Raw genomic sequence first — 21,298 nt, forward strand, 5'->3', positions numbered from 1 at the left:
CGGCGCTGGGGGGCGCGGGCGGGAGGACGGGGGTGGTTCCGTGACGCACGGCACGGAGCAGGGGGACGACGGAAGACCGGGCCTTGCCGTACGGCTGCTCGGGCCGGTACGGGCGCAACTGGACCTGCGCGAGGTGCCGCTCGGGCCGCCGCTGCAACGGGCGTTGTTCACGGTGCTAGCGGTTCGCCACGACCAGGTCGTCGGCACCACCGAACTCATCGACGCCGTCTGGGGCGAGGACCTGCCCGGCAACCCCGAAGGCGGGGTGCACACGTACGTGGCCGGGCTGCGGCGGGCGCTGGAGCCGGGCCGCACCCGCCGCTCCCCCGGCCGCCATCTGCTCTCCCACCCGTCGGGCTACCGGCTGACGCTGCCCGCCGAGGCCAGCGACCTGGCCCGCTTCGAGAAACTGCGGGACGAGGGCCGGCGGGCGTGGCGGGCCGGCCGCGCCGAGGCGGCCGAACAGTTGCTGGACCGGGCGCTGGCGCTCTTCGACGGCACCGCGCTGGGCGGGGTGCCCGGCCCCTTCGCGCAGTCGCAGCGGTCCTGGCTCGGCGAGCAGCGGATCGCGGTGGCCGAGGACCGGATCGACGTGCTGCTGGCCCGCGGCCGGTACGGCGACGCCATCGCGGCGGCCCGGCCGCTGACCGATGGGCAGCCGCTGCGCGAGCGCCCCTGGGCGCAGTTGATGACCGCGCTGTACCGGGACGGCCGGCAGTCCGAGGCGCTGGCGGCGTACGACCGGGCGCGCGCCGCCGCGGTGGAGGCGCTGGGTCTGGACCCGGGGCCGCTGCTGGCCGGGCTGCGGCAGCGGATCGTGGTGGCCGACCCGGCGCTGCTGGCGGACCGGCCGCGGCAGCCGGACGCGGCAGCCGCCCGGGTCAACCTGCCGCGGGACACCGACCACTTCGTGGGCCGCGGGCGCGAGGTGGCGCGGGTGCTGGCCGCGGCCGGCAGCGGGGTGTGCGCGATCGACGGCATGGCGGGGGTGGGCAAGACCACGCTCGCGGTGCACGCCGCCGGGCTGCTGGCGCCCCGCTACCCCGACGTACGCCTGCATCTCGATCTGCACGGGCACGCCCAGGGCCGGGCGCCGGTGCCGGCCGCCGCCGCGCTGGAGAAGCTGCTGCTCGCGGTGGGCGTGCCCGGCGATCGCATCCCGGCCGCGGCCGACGACCGGGCGGGGCTGTGGCGGGCCCAACTGGCCGGCCGCCGGGCCCTGCTGGTGCTGGACGACGCGGTGGACGCGGGCCAGGTACGGCCGTTGCTGCCCGGCTCGCCGTCCTCCCTGGTGCTGATCACCTCCCGGCGGCGGCTGTCCGGCCTGGACGCGGGCGAGTCGCTGAGCCTGGACGTGCTGCCGTACGGGGACGCGGTCGCGCTGCTGGCGGCGGTCGCCGGGGACGGTCGGGTGGCGGCGGAGCGGGACGCGGCCGGCGAGGTGGTCCGGGCCTGCGGGCTGCTGCCGCTGGCGGTGCAGATCGCGGCGGCGCGGCTGCGGCACCGCCGGGCCTGGAGCGTGGCGCATCTGCGGGACCGGCTGGCCGGTGAGGACCGCCGGCTGGACGAGCTGACCGCGCAGGACCGCAGCGTCGCGGTGGCGTTCTCGCTGTCGTACCGGTCACTGGACGGGCCGCGGCGGCAGATGTTCCGGCTGCTCGGCCTGTTCCCGGGGCCGCGGATCGGGCTGCCGGCCGCCGCGGCGCTGGCCGGGGTCGACCAGCGGCGGGCCGACACGCTGCTCCAGGACCTGGTGGACGTGCAGTTGCTGGAGGAGCCGCGCCCGGGCCGGTACCGGCTGCACGACCTGCTGGCGGTGTACGCGGCACGCGAGTGCGCCCGGACCGAGGACGAGCAGGGGCGGCAGGCGGCACTGGCCCGGCTGCTGGACTTCTACCTGGCCACGGTGGACGGCGCCGAGGAGGTGCTGCGGCCGCAGCGGCTGGACCGGGCGCAGGTGCCGGCGGACGCGCCGCGCGAACGGTTCGCCGACCGGGCGGCGGCACTGGCCTGGCTGGACGAGGAGCGCGGTGCCTTCGCCCCGCTGATCGCCGCGGCGGCGCGGGCCGGCCGGCACCGGCACGCCTGGCAGCTCGCGCGCTGCCTGTGGGGGTTCTTCGAGTCGCGCGGGCACTGGGCGGAATGGATCACCACCCACGAACTGGGGCTGCCCAGCGCCCGGTTGCTCGGCGACAAGCTGGCCGAGGCACGGCTGCTGGTCGGCCTCGGCGTCGCGGAGCACTTCCTGCGCCGGTACGACGAGGCGGTCGGCCACTACCGGTCCGCGCTGGCGCTGATGCGGGAGACCGGGTTCCGCAGCGGCGAGGCGGGCGTGCTGACCAACCTCGGCAACACCTTCCGCCGGATGGGGCGGCTGGCGGAGTGCATCGAGTGCCAGGAGCAGGCGCTGGAGATCTCCCGGGCGGCCGGTGACCAGGCCGGCGAGGGCATCGTGCTGGCCAACCTGGGCGAGCTGTACCGGGACGCGGGGCTGCTCCAGCAGAGCGTGGCCGCGCAGGAGCAGGCGCTGGCGATGTTCCGCAAGTGGGGCGAGCGGCGGCTCGAAGGCAGCGTGCTGGACGGCCTGGCCCGCGCCCACCTCGCCATGGGCGCACTCGACCAGGCCCTGGCGCACGGCGGGGAGGCGCTGGAGTGCCGCCGCGGCTGCGGCGACCGTTCCGGCGAGGCCGAGACCCTCGACTGCCTCGGCTCGGTCCACCTGCGGGCCGGCCGCCGCGACGCCGCCGCCGACTGCTGGCGCCGGGCCCTGGCCATCGCCGAGGACCTCGACGCGCCCACGGCGGCCGACATCCGCCGCCGGCTGGCCGGGATCTGAGGCGTTTCGGGACCGGCGGCGGGGCTTTCCAGTGGGGCTTCCCGGCGGGGCTTCGGGGCTTTCACGCCGGTGCCGGCGCGCGGCACGAAGGCGGACGCGGCAAGGCGCCACGGGGCCGTACAGACACCCTCCAGAGCCCGTCCAGACCCGGCGGCCACGCTGCTCGGGTCGGATCCGGGTCGGGTGCGGCACCGGACGGCCGGTGCCGACGGGTCCGACGCCGAAGGAGGAGCTCATGAGACTTCGTACATCGCGGCCCGGTGTGTCCCGGGCCGGACGGTCGGCGGCGCTGCGGGGCGGGGCGCTGGCGGGGGCGGCCGTGCTCACCGCGGTGGTCGCGGCGAGCGCGCAGGCCGCCTCGCACGCGGGACCGGCCGGCGGCACGGGTACGGCGGGCACCGCGTCGATCACCACGGCCGCCGGTTATCTCAACGACCGGATGGCGTTCCTGGCGTCGGGCACCACCACGTGCGCGGCCGGCACCCAGCCGCGGCTGAGCCTGGCGGTCACCTGGCTCAACGGGGTGGACGGCGGCGCCGGCGTCGCCGGATACGCTCAGGCGTACAGCGTCACGTACTACCCGCAGACGATCAGGCTGGTGGGCGGCGTGCTCACCCTGGTCCCGCCGCGATTCGCCGCCGACCACGTGCCGATGGAGTTCAGCGACCGCTCCGACTTCGCCGCCACGCGGGCCGACGACATCGGCTTCTCGATCTCGGCGAGCAGCACGCCGCAGATCACCGAGACGCTGCACTCGTGGGGCGACTCGGTGGTCACCTTCAGCGCCACCGGGGCCGACGACGGGGTGCTGTACGGCAATGACGCGAGCACCGCGCACACCGCGATTTCCCTGGTCAAGCACTGTGATGTGATCCCCGGCTGACCGGCGTGACGAGCGCCACAGCGTCATCCTTCGTGTACCGGGCATGAGTTGGCTTGAAGCGGGCACACGCCGCTCGACTTCGCCAACCCCGAGGAGTGCGCGATGCTGATGGCCCACCCGACCGTGCTGCGGAACCTGGTGGAGCGCTACGAGGCGCTCCGCACCCGGGTCGACGAACGGCCCACGTCGGGTCCCGACAGCGGCAACGGAGTGGATTCGCAGCTCCGGCAGCAGTTGCAGGACACGGTGTACACGCTGTGTGTTTCCACCGGCACCAGGGAGATCGGCCCCGCCCTGGCCGCCGCGCGGGAGCACATCGCACGCTTCGCCTTCGGCGAGGCCGGCACACCGGCAGGCACCGCGGCCTGACCGGCGAACGAAAGACGACGGCGGCGACGTCCGGCACGGGGACGTCGCCGCCGCCGCATGTCCGGCCCCACCTGTGCACATGGTTCACCGGGGCCCGCCCGAGGGGACGGTTGCGGGCGGCCGGGGGTGGTACAGCGGGGGGCGGCGGACGCTCACCCTATGGGATGAATCCGCGGGTGGGGCTGCTCGGAAGGGGGCTCCGGGGCGTTGTGCTCGGTGCGGACACGGTGTCCGTGAAGTCGGCCGGCCCTGGAAGGCAGGATCGTATGACCAGAGGTGTGAACAGAGCGGCCCGCAGGGGGCTGGTGACCGCGCTGGTCGCCGGCGGCGTGCTGGCCCCGGCGGGATTCGCCTCGGCGGACGCGTCGGCGGGCGGTGACACCGCGGACTCCCCCGGGGTGGTGTCGGGCAACTCGGTGCAGGTGCCGGTGCATCTGCCGATCAATCTGTGCGGGAACACCGTCGACGTGGTCGGTCTGCTCAACCCCGCCGCGGGCAACGCGTGCACCAACTCCTCGGCGCACGCCGCCGGTTCGGCTGCGGGCGGCCGGCAGGGCAGCGGCGCCCGGGCGGACGGACACACCAGCGGCTCCCCGGGCGCCGTCTCCGGCAACGAGGTGCAGCTCCCGATCGACCTGCCGGTCAACATCTCGGGCAACTCGGTCGACGTGGTGGGCATCGGCAATCCGGCCGTCGGCAACACCTCGTCGAACACCGGCGTCGGCAACCCGGGCCCGGCCCCGGTCGTGCAACCGCCCGCGCACCGTCCCGTTCCGGCCCCGCCGAACGAGCCGCCCGCCGTGCCGTCCAACGGGCCGCAGACCGGGGACCGGACGGACGACCCCATCCTGGCGCAGACCGGCGCCGAGGGCCTGGGCTGGGCCGTCGCCGGCAGCGCGGCCCTGCTGCTGGGCGGTGCGGTGCTGCTGCGCCGGGTCGGCCGCCGGGGACCTGCCGTACCGGCCATGCGGGAGGGCTCGCCGGACGGCCGCTGACCGGCCGGGACGGACCGGCCGACACCGGTCGGCCAACCCGGGACCGACCGGTAGTCCTGCCTGCGGGGTTGCGCCCGGCTCTAAAGTTGACGTGCGCACACAACCTTTCGAGGAGCCTCGCAATGGCGCTGCCGCAAGGCACGCTCAGCCACCGCTACCGTGGCGAGCATCCCGTCCGTACCCTCCGCTACCTCTTCCATCCCGACCGCGGACGCGTGGCACTGGCAGTGCTCGCGTTCTTCGGCAAACACACCCCGGTGTGGCTGCTCCCTCTGATCACGGCGAACATCGTGGACGTCGTCGTCCAGCACAAGCCGATATCGGTGCTGTGGTGGAACTCCGCGGTGCTCCTGGTGATCCTGCTGCTCAACCTGCCGCTGCACCTGGCGTACGTCCGCAACATGCAGGGCTCGATCCGCCGCACCGGGACCCGGCTGCGCAGCGCGCTGTGCCACCGGATGCAGCAGTTGTCGATCGGCTACCACTCCCGGGTCAGCGCGGGCGTCCTGCAGGCCAAGGTGATCCGGGACGTCGAGAGCATCGAGACCGCCGCCCAGCAGACCGCGGACAACGGCCTGGCCGCGGTCGCCACCCTCACCGGCGGCCTGGTGGTCATCGGCATCCAGGCACCGGCGTTCCTGCCGGTTTTCCTGGTCATCGTGCCCGCCTCCGCCGTACTGGTGGTCCGGCTGCGCAAGCGACTGCGGGACCGCAACGAGTTGTTCCGCCAGCAGGTTGAGCAACTGTCCTCGCGGGTCACCGAGATGACCGCGCTGATCCCGATCACCCGGGCCCACGGCCTGGAGAACACCGCGCTGCACCGGGTGGACCGCACCCTGGGCGAGGTGCTGCACGCCGGGCTGCGGCTGGACCGGCTCAACGGCTGGTTCGGTTCGATCGCCTGGATCCTGCTCAACGCGATCGGCGTGGCCTGCCTGGCCGGCTCGGCGCTGGTGGCGTACTACGGCTGGCTGAACGTCACCCCGGGCTCCGTGGTGATGCTCAGCGCTTACTTCTCCAGCCTGACCACCTCGGTCACCACCCTGCTCACCCTCACCCCGCAGATCGGCAAGGGACTTGAGTCGGTCCGCTCCATCGGCGAGGTGCTCCAGGCACCCGACCTGGAGGAGAACGACGGCAAGGCGCGGGTCGAGGGCGTCACCGGCCGGTTCCAGTTCGTCGGCGTCGGCCACACCTACCCCGAGGCCGACCGGCCGTCGCTGACCGACTTCACCCTGGACGTACGGCCGGGCGAGACCATCGCCCTGGTCGGCGGCTCGGGCGCCGGCAAGTCCACGGTGCTGAACCTGGTGATCGGCTTCCTGCGGCCGACCCGGGGGCGCATCCTGCTGGACGGTGTCGACATGGAGACACTCGACCTGCGCGACTACCGCAGTTGGCTGTCGGTGGTGCCGCAGGAGTCGATCCTGTTCGAGGGCAGCATCCGGGAGAACGTCACCTACGGCATGACGGACGTCCCCGAGGAGCGGGTCCGGGCCGCCCTGCGCGACGCCAACGCACTCGAATTCATCGACCGGCTGCCCGCCGGCCTGGACACCGTGGTCGGCGAGCGCGGCGCCCGGCTGTCCGGCGGCCAGAAGCAGCGCCTGGCCATCGCCCGCGCCCTGATCCGCGACCCGCGGGTGCTGATCCTGGACGAGGCCACCTCGGCACTGGACTCCCGCTCCGAGGCACTGGTGCAGCAGGCCCTGACCCGCCTGGTCCGGGGCCGCACCGTGTTCGTCGTCGCCCACCGGCTGTCCACCATCCGCGGCGCCGACCGCATCGTCGTACTGGACGACGGCCGGATCGCGGAAATCGGCTCCCACGCGGAGTTGCTCCGCCACGGCGGCGCCTACGCGGGCCTCCAATCGGCCCAGTTGGCGTAGGCGGTCATCCCCGCAGAGTTCGCCCGGGTGCCCAAATGGGGCGCGGGGCCGCGGCTGACATGCGGCCGGCGCCGCGTGGGGGCGAGAAACCGGCCGGTGGTCCGGACACGACAGCAACAACCCCTTCGGGCCGGTGAACCGTACCGCGAGGTTCACCGGCCCGAAGGCCGCACCGAACCCGGCTCGCACCGAGTCCGCCCGGGTCACCCCTTGAGCGCCTCCCCCACAATCGCCTTGGCCTCCTCCTGGACCCGGGTGAGATGCTCCGCGCCGAGGAAGGACTCGGCGTAGATCTTGTAGACGTCCTCGGTGCCGGAGGGGCGGGCGGCGAACCAGGCGTTCTCGGTGCTCACCTTGATCCCGCCGATCGAGGCGCCGTTGCCCGGCGCCTGGGTGAGCACTTCGGTGACCTGCTCCCCGGCCAGTTCCTCGGCCGGCACCTGCGCGGGCGAGAGTCGGGCGAGTACGGCCTTCTGCTCACGGTCGGCGGGCGCGTCGATCCGGGCGTACGCCGGCGCGCCGTGCGCCGCTGTCAGGTCCGCGTAGTGCTCGGAGGGGGTGCGGCCGGTCACGGCGGTGATCTCGGAGGCGAGCAGCGCGAGCAGGATGCCGTCCTTGTCGGTGGTCCACACGCTGCCGTCGCGGCGCAGGAAGGACGCGCCGGCCGACTCCTCGCCGCCGAACGCGAGGGTGCCGCCGATCAGCCCGTCGACGAACCACTTGAAGCCGACCGGCACTTCGGTCAGCGGCCGGCCGAGCCCGGCGACCACCTTGTCGATCATCGAGGAGGACACCAGGGTCTTGCCCACCGCGAGCTGCGGCCCCCACTGCTCGCGGTGCTCGATCAGGTACGAGATCGCCACCGCCAGGTAGTGGTTGGGGTTCATCAGGCCGCCGTCGGGGGTGACGATGCCGTGCCGGTCGGAGTCGGCGTCGTTGCCGGTGGCGATCGTGTACTCGTCCTTGCGCGCGATCAGCGAGGCCATCGCGTAGGGCGAGGAGCAGTCCATCCGGATCTTCCCGTCCCAGTCCAGCGTCATGAACCGCCAGGTGGGGTCGGCCTGCGGGTTGACCACGGTCAGGTCCAGCCGGTGGGTCTCGGCGATCCGGCCCCAGTACGCCAGGGAGGCGCCGCCCAGCGGGTCCGCGCCGATGCGCACGCCCGCGGAGCGGATCGCGTCCAGGTCCAGCACGGCGGGCAGGTCGTCCACGTAGGTGCCGAGGAAGTCGTAGCGCCCGGTGGTCCCGGCGGCCAGCGCCTTGGTGTACGGGATGCGGCGCACGTCCTTCAGGCCGTCCCGGATGATCGTATTGGCCCGGTCCTGGATCCAGCTGGTGGCCTCGGAGCCGGCCGGGCCGCCGCTGGGCGGGTTGTACTTGAACCCGCCGTCGGTGGGCGGGTTGTGCGACGGGGTGACGACCACGCCGTCGGCCAGGGCGCCGGCGCGGCCGCGGTTGTGGGTGAGGATCGCGTGCGAGACGGCCGGGGTGGGGGTCCAGCCGTCGCCCTGGTCGATGAGGACGGTGACGCCGTTGGCGGCGAACACCTCCAGCGCGGTGACCCGGGCCGGCTCGGACAGGGCGTGGGTGTCGGCGCCGAGGAAGAGCGGGCCGTCGGTGCCTTCCCGGGCCCGGTAGTCGCAGATGGCCTGGCTGGTGGCGGCGATGTGGTCCTCGTTGAAGGCGGTGGCCAGCGAGGAGCCGCGGTGACCGGAGGTGCCGAAGGCGACCTGCTGGTCCGGCAGGCCGGGGTCGGGGTGGAGCGCGTAATAGGCGGTGACCAGGCGGGGGACGTCCACCAGGTCCTCGGGCCGGGCGGGGGTTCCGGCGCGCTCGTGCGGCATCCGCGTCTCCTTCGCTGCGTCCTGCGGTGCGGCCCCTGCGGCGGGGCCTGCGGGCGGGCCCGTGGGGCATCTGCCCGGGGGCCGGTGATCCACGCGTACGCCGCCCATTGTCACGTGCCGGGTCGCGGCCGCGCGCACCGGCACCCGCCGTGGCGCGATCGGTGCGCCGCGGCCGGGTCACCGGCCCGAATGACGGTCCGGCCTGGCCGTTGACTGCGCATCGGGCCGGAAAGTGCCGCTAGGGTGGGAGACGCTCGGCGGGCACCGGACGGCGGTGACCGCCGCCACCGGAGAGGCGTCGTGCGATGACGATGACGGCCGGGTCGCCCGCGTCCGAAGGAGTGCGACTGTCGTCGCGCACCGGCCGGTGGGTGCTGGCCTGCTCGGTGCTGGGCTCGGGCATGGCGCTGCTGGACGGCACGGTGGTCAACATCGCGCTGCCGCGGATCGGCACGGACCTCGGAGTATCGCTGGCCGCTCTCCAGTGGACGGTCAACGGCTACCTGCTGACGCTGGCCGGACTGATCCTGCTCGGCGGCGGGCTCGGCGACCGCTACGGGCGGCGCAAGGTGTTCGTCATCGGCGTGATCTGGTTCGCCGCGGCCTCCGCGCTGTGCGGGATCGCCCAGAACGGCGCGATGCTGATCGCCTCCCGCGCGCTGCAGGGAGTGGGCGGTGCGCTGCTGACCCCGGGCTCGCTGGCGCTGGTGCAGTCCACCTATCGGCCCGAGGACCGGGCCAAGGCGGTGGGCGCCTGGTCGGGCCTGGGCGGAGTGGCCGGCGCGGTCGGCCCGTTCCTGGGCGGCTTTCTGGTGGACGGCCCAGGCTGGCGGTGGATCTTCCTGGTCAACCTGCCCGTCGCCGCGATCGTGGTGGCCATCGCGGTGCGGCGGGTGCCGGAGAGCCGGGACCGCACCGCCACCGGGAGTTTCGACGTACGGGGAGCGGCACTGGCCGCGCTGTGCCTGGCCGGAATCACCTACGCGCTGATCGCCGCGTCAGGGCATCCGAACTGGGTGACGGTGATCGCGACCGCGGTGGCCGGATTGGCGTGCGGGGCGGCCTTCCTGCGCACCGAACGCAGCCGGCCGCATCCGATGCTGCCGCTGACGATCTTCTCCTCCCGGCTGTTCACGTCGATGAACGTGGTGACCGTATGCCTGTACGCGGCGATCGGCGGGGTCTTCTTCGTCCTGCCGGTGCAGCTGCAGATCGCGGCCGGCTACAGCGCCCTGCGCTCGGGGCTGGCCACGCTGCCGGTGACGGTGCTGATGCTGCTGCTGTCGGCGCCCGCCGGGGCGCTGGCGCAGCGGATCGGGCCGCGGCTGCCGCTGACGGTGGGGCCGTTGCTGACCGCGACCGGGTTGCTGCTGCTGACCCGGCTCGGCCCGGGCTCCTCGTCCTATCTGCAGGACGTGCTGCCCGCGGTGACGGTGCAGGGCCTGGGCATGGCCCTGTTCGTGGCGCCGCTGACCGCGACCGTGCTGGCCTCGGTGGACGTGGACCACGCGGGGATCGCGAGCGGCGTGAACAACGCGGCGGCCCGGGTGGCCCAGCTCCTGATCGTGGCCGCGCTGCCGCTGGCCGTCGGCCTGTCGAACCAGGCGTACCGCTCGCCGCACGCGGTGAACAGCGCGTTCGGCAAGTCGATGTACATCTGCGCGGGGCTGTGCGCCCTGGCCTCGGTCCTTGCCTTCGCGCTGGTGCCGCCGCAGGCGCTGCGCGAGGAGGAGGGCAAGGCGCCGGCCCCGCAGCCGCAGTGCCACTCCCACTGCGGCTTCAACGCCCCGCCGCTGGAGCCGGGCGCCGACCACGACAAGGCCGCGGCGGACGAGGCAGGGGCGGGCGAGGCGCGGGCCTGAGTTCCGGGCACGGCCCCGGTCCGGCGCCCGAGTCCGGATCGGGCCCCGGCTCCGGCTCCGGCTCCGGCTCCGGCTCCGGCTCCGGTCGAATCCGGGCCCGAGGCCCGGGCTTGAAATGCGGGTTCGGGACCGGACCCGAAACCCGGGTCCGGCGTCCGCGCTCCCGGCGCCGCGGCCTGCGGGGGCCGGGCAGACGGTCCGGCGGCTGCTACGACCCGGCGGCCGGATCGGGGCCCGGCTCCGTACGCGTGTCCGGCTCCGCGCCCGCGCCCGCGTCCGGCTCCGGCCCCTGCTCGGTGAGCAGGAGTTCGAGTACGGGCAGCGCCGCGAGCAGGGTGTCGCTCTGTTCGGGGGTCAGCCGGGACATCCGGCGGGCCAGGAGTTCGCTGCGCTGGCGGCGGATCCGCTCCAGCAGCCGCGTGCCCTCTTCGGTGACGCTGACCAGCGAGGACCGGCCGTCGGAGGGGTCGGGCTGCTTGCGGATGAGGCCGGCGGCGGCCAGCGGCGTCACCGTACGGGTCAGCGAGGGCGCGGCGACCTGCTCGTACGCGGCGAGTTCGCCGATCCGCAGCGGCCCGTGCTCCTGGGTCCTGGCCAGCGCGGACAGCTGCGCGTAGGTGAGGTCCAGGTCGCTGCCGGAGGCCTGGGCGAGCTGGCGGTACAGGCGGGCGACGATCAGCCGCAGCCGGCTCACGGCGGCCGGCGAGGGTGCGCCGGCGGAGTGGCCCGGGTCCGCGGTGGTGTCCCGCCCGGGGGCGGGAGCGGCGGCCGGGGGCGCCCCGCGCCCGTCGAGTTCGGTCATGGCGGGGGCGCCTCCAGGTCCTCGGTGCTCAGCTCTCGATGCTGTCGACACGGCTGTCGCGGCGGCTGCGGATCAAGGACGCGGCCGCCGCGACCAAGGACATCACGATCGCCAGGGAGAACACCACGACCAGCCCGTCGTGGAACGGCCCGGAGATCAGGTGCGGGAAGAACTCCCGGCCGGTGAGGGTGTGCACGTGCGCCGGGGAGAGCTTGTGCAGCAGGTCGGGGCCGAGGAGCTGCTGGATCGGGTTGTAGCCGAGGAAGGCGGCGAACAGGGTGCCGACCGGCGGCAGGCTCGCCACCTGGTGGGCGTTGGCCGCGGGCACGCCCTGCGCGGTCAGGCCGGAGCTGAGGGTGTGCGGCAGCGAGCCGGCCAGCCCGGCCACCATCAGGGAGAAGAAGATGCCGATGGACAGCACCATGCCGGCGTTCTGGAAGGTGGCGCGCATGCCGGAGGCGGCGCCGCGGGACTCGGCGGGCACGCTCGCCATGATGATCGAGGTGTTGGGGGCGGCGAACAGGCCGCCGCCGAGCCCGTTGAGGAAGACCACCAGGGCGAAGACCCAGTAGCTGAAGTTCGTGGGGAGCAGCAGCAGGCCGCCGAAGGAGGCGGCCATCACGACAAAGCCGGCGGCGGCGAACAGCCGGGCGCCGTACCGGTCGGACAGGTAGCCGGCGATGGGTCCGGCGGCCAGGAAGCCGATGGTCAGCGGCAGCAGGTAGATGCCGGCCCACAGCGGGGTGTTGGCGTAGTCGTAGCCGTGCAGCGGCAGCCAGATGCCCTGCAGCCAGATGATCAGCATGAACTGCAGGCCGCCGCGGGCGACCGAGCCGAGCAGGGTGGCCGCGTTGCCGCCGGCGAAGGCCGCGTTGCGGAACAGCTTGAGCGGGAACATGGGCTCGGCGACCTTGGACTCCACCACGCAGAAGGTCACCAGCATGGCGGTGCCGCCGATCAGGCCGGCCAGCACCCAGGGGTTGGTCCAGCCCATGGTGTGGCCGCCGTAGGGCTGGATGCCGTAGGTGATGCCGGCCAGCAGGGCGGTCAGGCCGACGGCGAAGGTGATGTTGCCCCACCAGTCCATGGCGGCCGGGCGGCGCACGCCGGTGTCGTGCAGCGAGCGGTACGCCCACACGGTGCCGATCAGGCCGATGGGCACGTTGACCCAGAAGATGGAGCGCCAGTTCCACTCGGCGAGCAGGCCGCCGAGCACCAGGCCGATGAAGGAGCCGGCGATGCCGGCGACCATGTTCACGCCGAGCGCCATGCCGCGCTGCTTGGCCGGGAAGGCGTCGGTGATGATCGCCGCGGAGTTGGCCATGAGCATGGAGCCGCCCACGGCCTGGGCGACGCGCCAGCCGATCAGCCAGAGCGCGCCGCCCCCGCCGTGCATCGGGTCGACGGAGAGGATCACCGAGGTGACGGTGAAGATCAGGAAGCCCGCGTTGTAGATCCTGACCCGGCCGAAGATGTCGCCGAGCCGGCCGAGCGTGACCACCAGGACCGCGGTGACCAGCATGTAGCCCATCAGCATCCACAGCAGGTAGCTGACGTTGCCCGGCTGGAGCGGGTCGAGGTGGATGCCGTTGAAGATCGCGGGGAGCGAGATCAGCACGATCGAGGAGTTGATCGTGGCGATGAGCATGCCGAGCGTGGTGTTGGACAGCGCCACCCATTTGTAGTTCGGGTGGTCGGCGGCGATCCGTGGGGGTCGCCGCTGTATTCGTGTCGTCACATCGTCTTCGGTCGCCATCAGGCCGCTCACACCCCACGCGCAGAGTTAATTAACTTAGGTTAAGTAACTCTATCATCAGCGACGGCGCAGCAGCACGCCGCGCACGAAGGCGGCCTGCCCGACGTGCTGGGCGTCGTCGTCGATCACGCTGATCAGCCGCACGCCGAGGGTGACCGGCGGGTCCCAGCGCTTGTCGACGATCCGGTCCAGGTCCGCGGCGGACAGGCCGGCGAAGTAGTCGAGACTGGCCGCGTGCACGGCGTCGTAGTAGCCGGTGAGCAGGGCCGGGTCCTCGACCCGCACCTTGGCCACCCGCTCGGGGCTGTCGCCGAAGCCCAGGGCGGCCGGCCGGAAGGGCAGGCCGAACCGCTCGTACCAGCCGTCGGACGTCCAGACCTGTTCGCGGTCGGCCACGTCGGCGACGTGGTCGTCCTGGACCCGGGTCAGGTGCCAGATCAGCCAGGCGATCGAGTTGCCGCCCGGGTCGAGCCGCTCGCCGAGTTCGTCCGGGGTGAGCCCCTCGACGACTTCGTGCACGTTCTCCTTGACCCGGCCGAGGGCGTCGGTGAGCAGATCCACGTGGTTCATCCAGTCCCCTTACGAGGGATACGGGTGCCGCGCGCGGGCCCGCTGCCCGACGGCGGCCTGACCCTCCGCATTCTGCCCGTAGGGCCCGACACCACCGGGGCACCCTGCCGGACGGCCGTCAGCCGGTCGCCTCGGCGGGGTGCCCCGGTGCGCGGTCGGTCAGGTGACGGTCAGGCTGTCGATGTTGACGCTGCCGGAGTCGGCCGGGCCCACCGTCAGGCTGATCGGGTCGTCCCCGGCCGGCAGGTTCACCGGGACGGTGACGGTCGACCAGGTGTCCCAACTGCCCGTGACGGGCAGTGGCACCTGCTGTGGGACGCCCCCGGCGGCGAGGGTGATCGTGCGGGTGACGTTCTGCAGCGGCGGGCGCTGTCCGCCCAGGGAGTTGGCGTAGCGGATGGTGACGGTGCGGCCGCCTGCGCTCGGGACGTGCACCGCGACCGTGTCGCAGGCCCCGGTGTACAGGCCGGCGACGAAACCACTGCCGGTATAACCGCCGTGGTCGCTCGCCACTTGGGCGCCGCCGCTGAGTGCGCCGGCTTCCGCCTCGATCGTCGAGCCGAGCGGCGCCGGCGTGACGACCGGGAGGACGGCGGTGGCCGTCGCCGTGTCGCGTCCGGTGGTGCCGTCCCAGCCGACGGTGGCGGTGAGCCGGGCGGCCGTGGTCGCCTGGTCCGCCGGCGGGGTGACCGTCCATTGCAGGTCGGCGTGGCCGTCCTGGGCGATCGTGACGGGCGCCGGGTCGGCGCTGACCTGCCAGCCGGCGGGCGCCCGCAGACTGCTCACCACGTGCTGCGCGTCGGCGCCGCCGACGGACGTGAGGGCCAGGTGCACCGTGGCCGGTGTGCCGGGCGAGGTCCCCTCGGCCGTCAGCGCGCCGCTGAGGTCGGCGGCCTGCGCGCGGGGCACCGAGAGCGAGGCGACCGACGCGGGGACGACGCCACTGAACGAAAGGCGCACCCCGGTGGCGTCGGTACGGGTCCAGCGCGCCACGAGATCGCCCAGCGGCGGGACGGCGCCCTGGGCCACCTGGCGCCATTCGCCGGAGCCGTCCTGGACAGCGACGGTGTACGCGTCGGGGCGGGTGGTGCCCCACCGCACGTGCAGGTGGTCGATCGCGCCGGGGCCGGCCAGCGCCACCTGGAGGGACGAGGAGGTGCCGGCGGCGGTCCAGGTGGTGGTGTCGTTGCCGTCCACGGCGCCCGCGGCGTACGTGGCGGGTTGCGCGGAGTCGGCGGAGGCCGTCCCGCAGCGGGCGAGGTCGTCGGTGGGGTCCAGGTCGGGGCGGGCCGTGGTGAGCGTCACCGGGCGGGCGCGGGTGAGCGTCCTGGCCCCGTCCGGCGTGCTGAGGTCGACCGGCCCGCCGGAGTCGAGGGTCACCGTGGTGGTCCGCTCACCGATGTGCACGCTCAGCCTGCTGCCGTGGTACTGGACCCCGGCCAGGGTGAGGCCCGAGGCGAGCTGCGGCGGCAGCGTGGGCGCCAGCGTCAGGCCGGCGGTGTCCCACCGCAGACCGCCGAACCCGTAGAGGAAGGTCTGCAGGAACCCGCCCGCTCCGGTGGCGAAGGTGAACGCGGGGCCGTAGCCGCCGCCTTGGAGCGGCACGTCGCCCTGGGTCTCCGCGAACTGGCGGAAGGGGCCCTTCAGGTAGGGCCGGTAGGAGTTCTCGAACAGCGTGTCGTCCAGGCAGCCGGGCTGCTGGACCCGCGCGGCGACCACCGACTCGACCGAGTTGGTCATGGCCGGTCCGTTGACGTCGGTGACGGGCATGTAGCGGTCGAGGTCGGCGGCGGCCGACGACGGGTCGGTGACATAGCCCAGCGGGTAACTGAGCATGACCGTGTCGGCCTGCTTGGCGGTCTGGTCGGTGTAGCCGGCGTACTCGGGGTGGCTGCCGTCGGCGTCGGTGGGCACGGCGATGCGGCTTGCGATCCGCGTCCAGGCCGGGTCCGGGCTCTCGTGCACCACGGCGGCCGCGGCGGCGGCGTTCTTCAGGGCGAGAACGGCGCCGGCGTTGGTGGTGGCGTTGTCGTTGACGTGCTCGTGGTACTCGTCGGGGCCGGTGACGCCGTCGATGTGGTACTGGCCGTCGGGCCCCTGCGTCACACGGCCGGCCCAGAACGCGGCGACGTCCTTCAGGACCGGATAGCCGTAGTCCTTCAGCCACTTGGTGTCCCCGGTGGCCTGGTAGTACTGCCACTGGGCGAGCGCGATGTCGCTCTCCAGGTGGTCCTCGAAGGTGACGCACATGGGGTGGCCGAGGTCGCCGCAGACGCCCCCGGGCCCGTTGTCCCAGGCCCAGATCCCGCCGTCGTAGCCGTTGGCCTTCGCGTTCGCCTCGGCCCGGTCGCGGGTGAGCGAGCGGAACATCACGACGGACCGGGCGAGTTCGGGGTGGAAGGCGAGCAGCGAGGGGAACATCCAGGTGTCGGCGTCCCAGAAGATGTCGCCGTTGTAGTCCAGGCTGGTCAGGCCGGCGGGCGGGATGCTCCACGACGTGCCGGCGCGCAGGCTGGAGTACAGCGTGTAGTACGACATGTTGACGTCGGCCTGCAACTCGGCGTCACCGCCGGCCTCGATGTTCGGCTGCCACAGGTCGGCCCACGCCGCCTCGTGCCGGGCGGTCAGCTTCGGCCAGCCCTGGCCGGCGGCGTCCTCGACGGTGCGGGCCGCGGTGCGGACCGGGTCGTCCGGGTCGTTCGAGGTCGCGATGCCGACGTACTTGGTCACTGTGTACGTGGTGCCCGCGGTGACGGGCATCGTCCAGTTCTCGCCGGTGGTGGCGGAGTTGTCGGAGGGCTGCGCCGCGGTGCGGGCCGACACCGTGGTTCCCGGGCCGGCCACGAGGTGCTGCGTCTCCACCACGCGGGTGTCGTCGCCCGGCGTGCTCAGCTGGACGGTGGCGGTGTCAGTGGGGGTGGTGACGCTGCGAGCGGTGGCGTCCACGCCCTGGGCGCTGCGGCCGTCGAGCAGCGCGGACAGCGCCAGATCGCCCGTCCACCGCGGAGTGACGGTGAGCCGGACCTGCGCGAGGTGCTCCTGCGCGCGGTTGGCGAGCACCTCGACGCGGACGTCGGTGGCCCTGCCGTCCTCGGGCGTCCAGGTCATCGACGTGGTGACGGAGCCGTGTGCGAGGTCCAACCGCTGCTGGTAGCCGCCGATCCGGGTCTGGGGCACGGCCGAGTCCAGGGTGTGGCCGTCCACGCCGAGGGCCATCGTGGTCCACGTGGGCAGCGAGACCATGTACTCCATGCCCGGTACGGACGGGGTCAGGCCCCTGTTGTAGACGCCCGCGACCATCGACGTGGTCAGCCGCTGCTTGGGCCGCTGGTCCAACTGGTAGCCGGCCGGGCCCAGATCGCCCTGATAGCCCTGGCCGACGGCGGGCAACCGCTGGGCGAGGTAGCCGTTGCCGACGAAGGGCGTCCTGGTGATGTCCTGGGCCGTGTAGGCGGTGCTGGTCAGCGTCCACGGGTCGACGGCGGCGGCCGCGGCCCCGGGGGACTGCCCGGCCTGTGTGGCCGGCTCGCTCGCTCCGGCCGCGGCCGTCGTCCCGGCCGTACCGGCCACGGCGACGAACGCGGCGACGATCGCGACCGCTCTGCCGGCTCTGCGTATGGTCACAACGGATCCTCCGCTGGTGAGATCTACAACGATGTAACCAACAGATTTCGCCACTCACACAGGGTCTACGTCAAGCCCGTGGCGCGGTTTTGTCCAACGTTGTAAGACGGGAGACGAACGGTCAGGAGCGGCAGCAGGAAGCCGACCAGAGGCCCCATGCACAGCGCGACGAGCACGGTCCCCACTCCGAGGCTTCCGCCGAGCATCCAGCCGACGCCGGCGACGGTGACGTCCAATCCGGTCCGCACTGCCGCCAGGGGCAGGCGGGTGAGCCGGACGAGCCCGGTCATGATGCCGTCGCGCGGACCCGATCCGAACTGTGCGCCGAGGTAGAGCGCGTCGAAGAAGGCCAGCGCGAGGAGGCCGACGAGGAGGTAACCGGTCTCGGCGAATGCGCCACGGGGGTCGGGGAGTACGGACCCGGTGGCGTCCGCGGCGAAGCCGATGATCGCGACGTTGAGGAGCGTGCCTAGCCCCGGCGGTTCACGCAGGGGTATCCAGGCCAGCAGCACCAGGACCGAGATCAGGTCGGTGGCCCAGCCGAACGAGATGCCGAGGGTCTTCGCCGTGCCGTCGGTGAGCACGCTCCAACTGGCCGTGCCGAGACCGGACCGGACGAGCACCATGACGGCGGCGCCGTACCCCGCCAGGCCGACCAGGAGCTGGGGGACGCGACGCGCGGTGCGGCCCGCCCGCAGCTGGGCGAGGGCGTTGGTCCGCACCGTCACAGGGCGGTCGCGACGGGCCGGGGCGGACCGGCGGGCCGTGGAAGCCGGAGGAGTCATGGCGCAAGCCTCCGGGCCCTCTGGACCCCGATTCCATGGCCAGATCGCTTAAGCTGGTCGGGTGAAGATCAGTTCGCCCACGGTGGCCCGCATGCTGGGGACCTGGCAGGAGGGGCCCGGGCCGGCGCATCAGCGCCTGTCCGACCGGCTGCGGCTGCTGGTCCTGGACGGGCGGCTGTCCCTCGGGGCGACGCTGCCGAGCGAACGAGACCTGGCCACCGCGCTCGGCACCAGCAGAACCACCGTCGGCGCCGCGTACCGCACTCTGGTCGAGCACGGGTACCTCGCCACGAGGGAGCGGGCCAGGGCGACCGTGCGGCTCCCCCGGGACACGCCGGCCGAGCGCCCCGCCGGTACGGACCCGGCGACGATCGACCTGTCGTTCGCCGCGCCCCCGGCACCCGTCGAAATCCTGCACGCCGCTTTCGCGGCCGCTCTCGAACAGTTGCCGCGCCACTTCGAACGGCACGGATACGACCGGTACGGCATCTCCGAACTGCGCGAAGCGGTCGCCGACCGGTACGGCCGCAGGGGGCTGCCCACCGCGGCCGACCACGTCATGATCACCAACGGCGCACAGCACGCGCTCGGCCTTCTGGCCCGAACACTCCTGTCACCGGGCGACAAGGTCGTGATCGACCATCCCACCTACCCGCACGCGATCAGGACCTTCACGCAGGCCCGCGCGCGGCTGCTCCCCGTCGCCGTCGGGGCGTCCGGCTGGGACGTCGGGCAACTCCACACGGCGGGGCGGGCCGCACAACTGGCCTACCTGATACCCGACTTCCACAACCCGACCGGGTTGTGCATGTCCACGGACGTGCGCCGGCGGCTCAGGCCGGCGTGTCCCACGATCGTCGACGAGACCATGGCCGATCTGGCGCTGGACGGTGCGGCGCCGGAACCCTTCGCCGTACACATGCCGACCGCCGTCAGCGTCGGCTCGGTCTCCAAGAGCATCTGGGGCGGCCTGCGCATCGGGTGGATCCGTGCCGTGCCCGCGCTCCTGGAGCGCCTCGCCCAGGCCCGGCCCGCGACGGACCTCGGCACCCCCGTCGTCGAACAGCTCGCCGCAGCCGTCCTCCTGAACGAGCGCCGGTCACCAGGGCCCGACACGCTCGAGCAGTTGCGGTCGCAACGTCACGCACTGGGGCAGGCGCTCACCGAGTACCTGCCCGACGTCCGGGCACCGCGGCCGGCCGGCGGCGTGGCGCTCTGGGCGATGTTCCCCGAGCCCGTCAGCTCCCGGCTGGCGGCGATCGCGCCGGATTACGGAGTGGCCGTCGCGGCCGGGCCACGCTTCGGGATCGGCGGAGCCTTCGAACGCCACATCCGGCTGCCCTACACCCTCCCGCCGGGCCGGCTCACCGAGGCCGTCCGCAGGCTCGCCCGGGCCCAACAGGCGCTCGCCCGGGGCGCCGCCGGAACCCACACTCCCGCGCCCGTCGCCTGAGCTTCGAGGGGTACGCGAGCCGAGCCGCGGCCCCGGAGCGGGGCCGGTCCCGGGCGGGAGCCATCTCCTCCGCCCGGGACCGGCAGAACAGGGTCGGTACGCCGTCAGGGCGATGTCATCCGGTCAGGACGGCAGCGTCCACTGCTGGTTGGTGCCGCCGAAGCAGTCCCAGATCTGCAGCCGGGTGCCGTTGGCCGAACTCGGCCCGGTGGCGTCCAGGCACCGGCCGGAGGCGGGGTTCACCAGGGTGTTGCCGCTGCCCTTCTGCCAGACCTGGGCGGCGGTGCCGTTGCAGTCGTAGAGCTGCACCTGGGTGCCGTTGGCGGTGCCGGCGGCCGTGACGTCCATGCACTTGCCCAGCGCCTGGAGGGTGCCGTTGGAAGCCACCGTCCAGTTCTGCGCGTTGGTGCCGTTGCAGTCGTAGAGCTGGACCGCGGTGCCGTTGGCGCTGCTCGCGGCGGCCACGTCCACGCACTTGTTGGCGTAACCGGAGTGGATCGGGCCGGTGGCGCCACTCGGCGGAGGCGGCGTGCTGCCGCCGCCGGTGATCTGGTTGAAGATGCTGCTGAACTGGTACGGCGACTGGGACACGCCGCTGCACCCGCTCTGCGCCGAACCGCCGTTGGTGGCGCAGGCCTTGTCCCGGCCCAGGGCCCAGAAGGCCAGTTCCTGGATGCCGTTGGACTTGGCGAAGCTCTCCAGCGTCTGGGCGTTGGAGGTGGAGAACACCTCGTTGCTGGAGTCGTTGACGCCGATCATCGGCGTGTTGCCCTCCATGGCCCACAGCTGGGCGGAGGACTTGGTGTTCCAGATCTGGCCGAGCTGACTGTGCAGGGCGTTGGCGGCGCTGATGGCGGCCTGGCCCATGTCCATCGACGGCCCGTAGTCCATCGTCATGATGTTGACGAGGTTGACGTTCACGCCGTGGCTCTTGGCGTTGTTCAGCAGGTTGAGCGAGTTGGACAGCAGGCCGGTGGTGTCGACCGGCAGGGTGTAGTCCACGTCGAGCCGCTTGCCCGCCGCCGCGTACTGCTGCTGAAGGTCGGCCAGCGCCTGGTTGCGGCGGTCGTTGGCCGCGGTGTTGTCGAGCGCGCTGCCCTCGATGTCGAAGTCCAGCCGGGTCAGGTTCAGCCCGTCGATGACCTTCTTGTACTGCGTCTCCAGCGCCGACACCGACGAGCAGGAGATGCCCACCTCGGTGCCGGACGCGCCGCCGAAGGAGGCGATGACGTCGCCGCCCGCGGCCCGCAGGCTGTTGATCGCCGAGGTCCAGCCGGCGTCGGTGACGGAGGTGTCGCCGTTGAACGTCGCGTTGCAGCCGCCGCCGTCGATGACGAAGGCGAGGGTGAAGTACTTCTGGCCGGTGGCGCTGCGGGCGCTGGCCAGGGTGGAGGGCGAGTTCCAGGTCTCGGCGTAGGGGGCCGAGTACTGGGCGGGGAAACCCGGGCCGGCGTTGGCGGCCGCGTGGGCCTGGCCGCCGGTCGCCAGCAGCAGGCCGGCGGCCATAGCGGGGGTGGCGGCCAGGGCGCCGAGCGCCTTGAGGCGAAGACGCGGTCTTTTCATGGGGGTTGTTGGCCTTCCGTAGCGGACAGCCGGAACCGCCGTTCAGATGAGTGAACGAGGGACACCG

14 protein-coding genes are annotated in these 21,298 nt (G+C 73.2%); 7 read left to right on the plus strand and 7 right to left on the minus strand.

Annotated elements, in window-relative coordinates:
• Positions 1 to 40 precede the first annotated feature (40 nt).
• The 5 genes from ITX44_RS27115 (at position 41) to ITX44_RS27135 (ending at position 6,972) form a co-directional block, all read left to right on the plus strand.
• Positions 41 to 2,836 carry an AfsR/SARP family transcriptional regulator gene (locus ITX44_RS27115; RefSeq protein WP_205360026.1) on the plus strand — a complete coding sequence of 932 codons (2,796 nt, stop codon included), beginning with the start codon at positions 41 to 43 and terminating at the stop codon, positions 2,834 to 2,836.
• Positions 2,837 to 3,071: 235 nt separating this feature from the next.
• Positions 3,072 to 3,719: a hypothetical protein gene (locus ITX44_RS27120; RefSeq protein ID WP_205360027.1), complete on the plus strand. Its 648-nt coding sequence runs from the start codon at positions 3,072 to 3,074 to the stop codon at positions 3,717 to 3,719.
• A 102-nt stretch (positions 3,720 to 3,821) separates the two neighbouring features.
• Positions 3,822 to 4,088: a DUF5133 domain-containing protein gene (locus ITX44_RS27125; protein ID WP_205360028.1), complete on the plus strand. Its 267-nt coding sequence runs from the start codon at positions 3,822 to 3,824 to the stop codon at positions 4,086 to 4,088.
• 266 nt (positions 4,089 to 4,354) lie between these two features.
• On the plus strand, positions 4,355 to 5,083 hold the full coding sequence (locus ITX44_RS27130) for a chaplin (RefSeq protein WP_205360029.1): 729 nt from the start codon (positions 4,355 to 4,357) through the stop codon (positions 5,081 to 5,083).
• A 122-nt stretch (positions 5,084 to 5,205) separates the two neighbouring features.
• Positions 5,206 to 6,972, plus strand: coding sequence for an ABC transporter ATP-binding protein (locus ITX44_RS27135; protein ID WP_205360030.1), 1,767 nt, complete (start codon positions 5,206 to 5,208; stop codon positions 6,970 to 6,972).
• A 203-nt stretch (positions 6,973 to 7,175) separates the two neighbouring features.
• On the opposite strand, the gene pgm is transcribed toward ITX44_RS27135, so the two are convergent.
• The gene (gene pgm / locus ITX44_RS27140; protein WP_205360031.1) at positions 7,176 to 8,816 is read right to left on the minus strand and encodes a phosphoglucomutase (alpha-D-glucose-1,6-bisphosphate-dependent); all 1,641 of its coding nucleotides are present in this window, start codon (positions 8,814 to 8,816) and stop codon (positions 7,176 to 7,178) included.
• A 311-nt stretch (positions 8,817 to 9,127) separates the two neighbouring features.
• Here pgm and ITX44_RS27145 point away from each other — a divergent pair, with 311 nt between their 5' ends.
• Complete coding sequence (locus ITX44_RS27145) at positions 9,128 to 10,678, plus strand: MFS transporter (protein ID WP_205360125.1); 1,551 nt, start codon at positions 9,128 to 9,130, stop codon at positions 10,676 to 10,678.
• Between the two features lie 208 nt (positions 10,679 to 10,886).
• Here the strand turns inward: ITX44_RS27145 and ITX44_RS27150 are convergent, their stop codons facing one another.
• From ITX44_RS27150 to yczE, 5 genes are all read right to left on the minus strand, one after another.
• Positions 10,887 to 11,480: a MarR family winged helix-turn-helix transcriptional regulator gene (locus tag ITX44_RS27150; RefSeq protein WP_205360032.1), complete on the minus strand. Its 594-nt coding sequence runs from the start codon at positions 11,478 to 11,480 to the stop codon at positions 10,887 to 10,889.
• 28 nt (positions 11,481 to 11,508) lie between these two features.
• Positions 11,509 to 13,236, minus strand: a complete 1,728-nt coding sequence (locus ITX44_RS27155) for an MFS transporter (protein ID WP_205360033.1) — start codon at positions 13,234 to 13,236, stop codon at positions 11,509 to 11,511.
• A 57-nt stretch (positions 13,237 to 13,293) separates the two neighbouring features.
• Entirely contained in the window at positions 13,294 to 13,806 is a 513-nt protein-coding gene (locus tag ITX44_RS27160; RefSeq protein WP_205360034.1) for a mycothiol transferase, read from the minus strand.
• Positions 13,807 to 13,965: 159 nt separating this feature from the next.
• Complete coding sequence (locus ITX44_RS27165; RefSeq protein ID WP_205360035.1) at positions 13,966 to 17,430, minus strand: carbohydrate-binding protein; 3,465 nt, start codon at positions 17,428 to 17,430, stop codon at positions 13,966 to 13,968.
• 65 nt (positions 17,431 to 17,495) lie between these two features.
• Entirely contained in the window at positions 17,496 to 18,152 is a 657-nt protein-coding gene (gene yczE, locus ITX44_RS27170) for a membrane protein YczE (RefSeq protein WP_205360036.1), read from the minus strand.
• A gap of 124 nt (positions 18,153 to 18,276) precedes the next feature.
• Here yczE and yczR point away from each other — a divergent pair, with 124 nt between their 5' ends.
• A complete protein-coding gene (yczR, locus tag ITX44_RS27175; protein WP_205360037.1) occupies positions 18,277 to 19,668 on the plus strand; it encodes a MocR-like transcription factor YczR in 1,392 nt (463 codons plus the stop codon).
• 123 nt (positions 19,669 to 19,791) lie between these two features.
• Here the strand turns inward: yczR and ITX44_RS27180 are convergent, their stop codons facing one another.
• Positions 19,792 to 21,231, minus strand: coding sequence for a chitinase (locus ITX44_RS27180; protein ID WP_205360038.1), 1,440 nt, complete (start codon positions 21,229 to 21,231; stop codon positions 19,792 to 19,794).
• Positions 21,232 to 21,298 lie beyond the last annotated feature (67 nt).

The organism is Actinacidiphila acididurans (genome assembly GCF_016918855.1).
GTDB lineage: Bacteria > Actinomycetota > Actinomycetes > Streptomycetales > Streptomycetaceae > Actinacidiphila > Actinacidiphila acididurans.

Bases quoted from the DNA above. Each gene is read 5' to 3' on its own strand.
- ITX44_RS27160 (WP_205360034.1), bottom strand. From the start codon at position 13,806: ATGAACCACGTGGATCTGCTCACCGACGCCCTCGGCCGGGTCAAGGAG.
- ITX44_RS27130 (WP_205360029.1), top strand. From the start codon at position 4,355: ATGACCAGAGGTGTGAACAGAGCGGCCCGCAGGGGGCTGGTGACCGCG.
- ITX44_RS27145 (WP_205360125.1), top strand. From the start codon at position 9,128: ATGACGGCCGGGTCGCCCGCGTCCGAAGGAGTGCGACTGTCGTCGCGC.
- pgm (WP_205360031.1), bottom strand. From the start codon at position 8,816: ATGCCGCACGAGCGCGCCGGAACCCCCGCCCGGCCCGAGGACCTGGTG.
- ITX44_RS27150 (WP_205360032.1), bottom strand. From the start codon at position 11,480: ATGACCGAACTCGACGGGCGCGGGGCGCCCCCGGCCGCCGCTCCCGCC.
- ITX44_RS27125 (WP_205360028.1), top strand. From the start codon at position 3,822: ATGCTGATGGCCCACCCGACCGTGCTGCGGAACCTGGTGGAGCGCTAC.
- ITX44_RS27135 (WP_205360030.1), top strand. From the start codon at position 5,206: ATGGCGCTGCCGCAAGGCACGCTCAGCCACCGCTACCGTGGCGAGCAT.
- ITX44_RS27120 (WP_205360027.1), top strand. From the start codon at position 3,072: ATGAGACTTCGTACATCGCGGCCCGGTGTGTCCCGGGCCGGACGGTCG.
- ITX44_RS27180 (WP_205360038.1), bottom strand. From the start codon at position 21,231: ATGAAAAGACCGCGTCTTCGCCTCAAGGCGCTCGGCGCCCTGGCCGCC.
- ITX44_RS27155 (WP_205360033.1), bottom strand. From the start codon at position 13,236: ATGGCGACCGAAGACGATGTGACGACACGAATACAGCGGCGACCCCCA.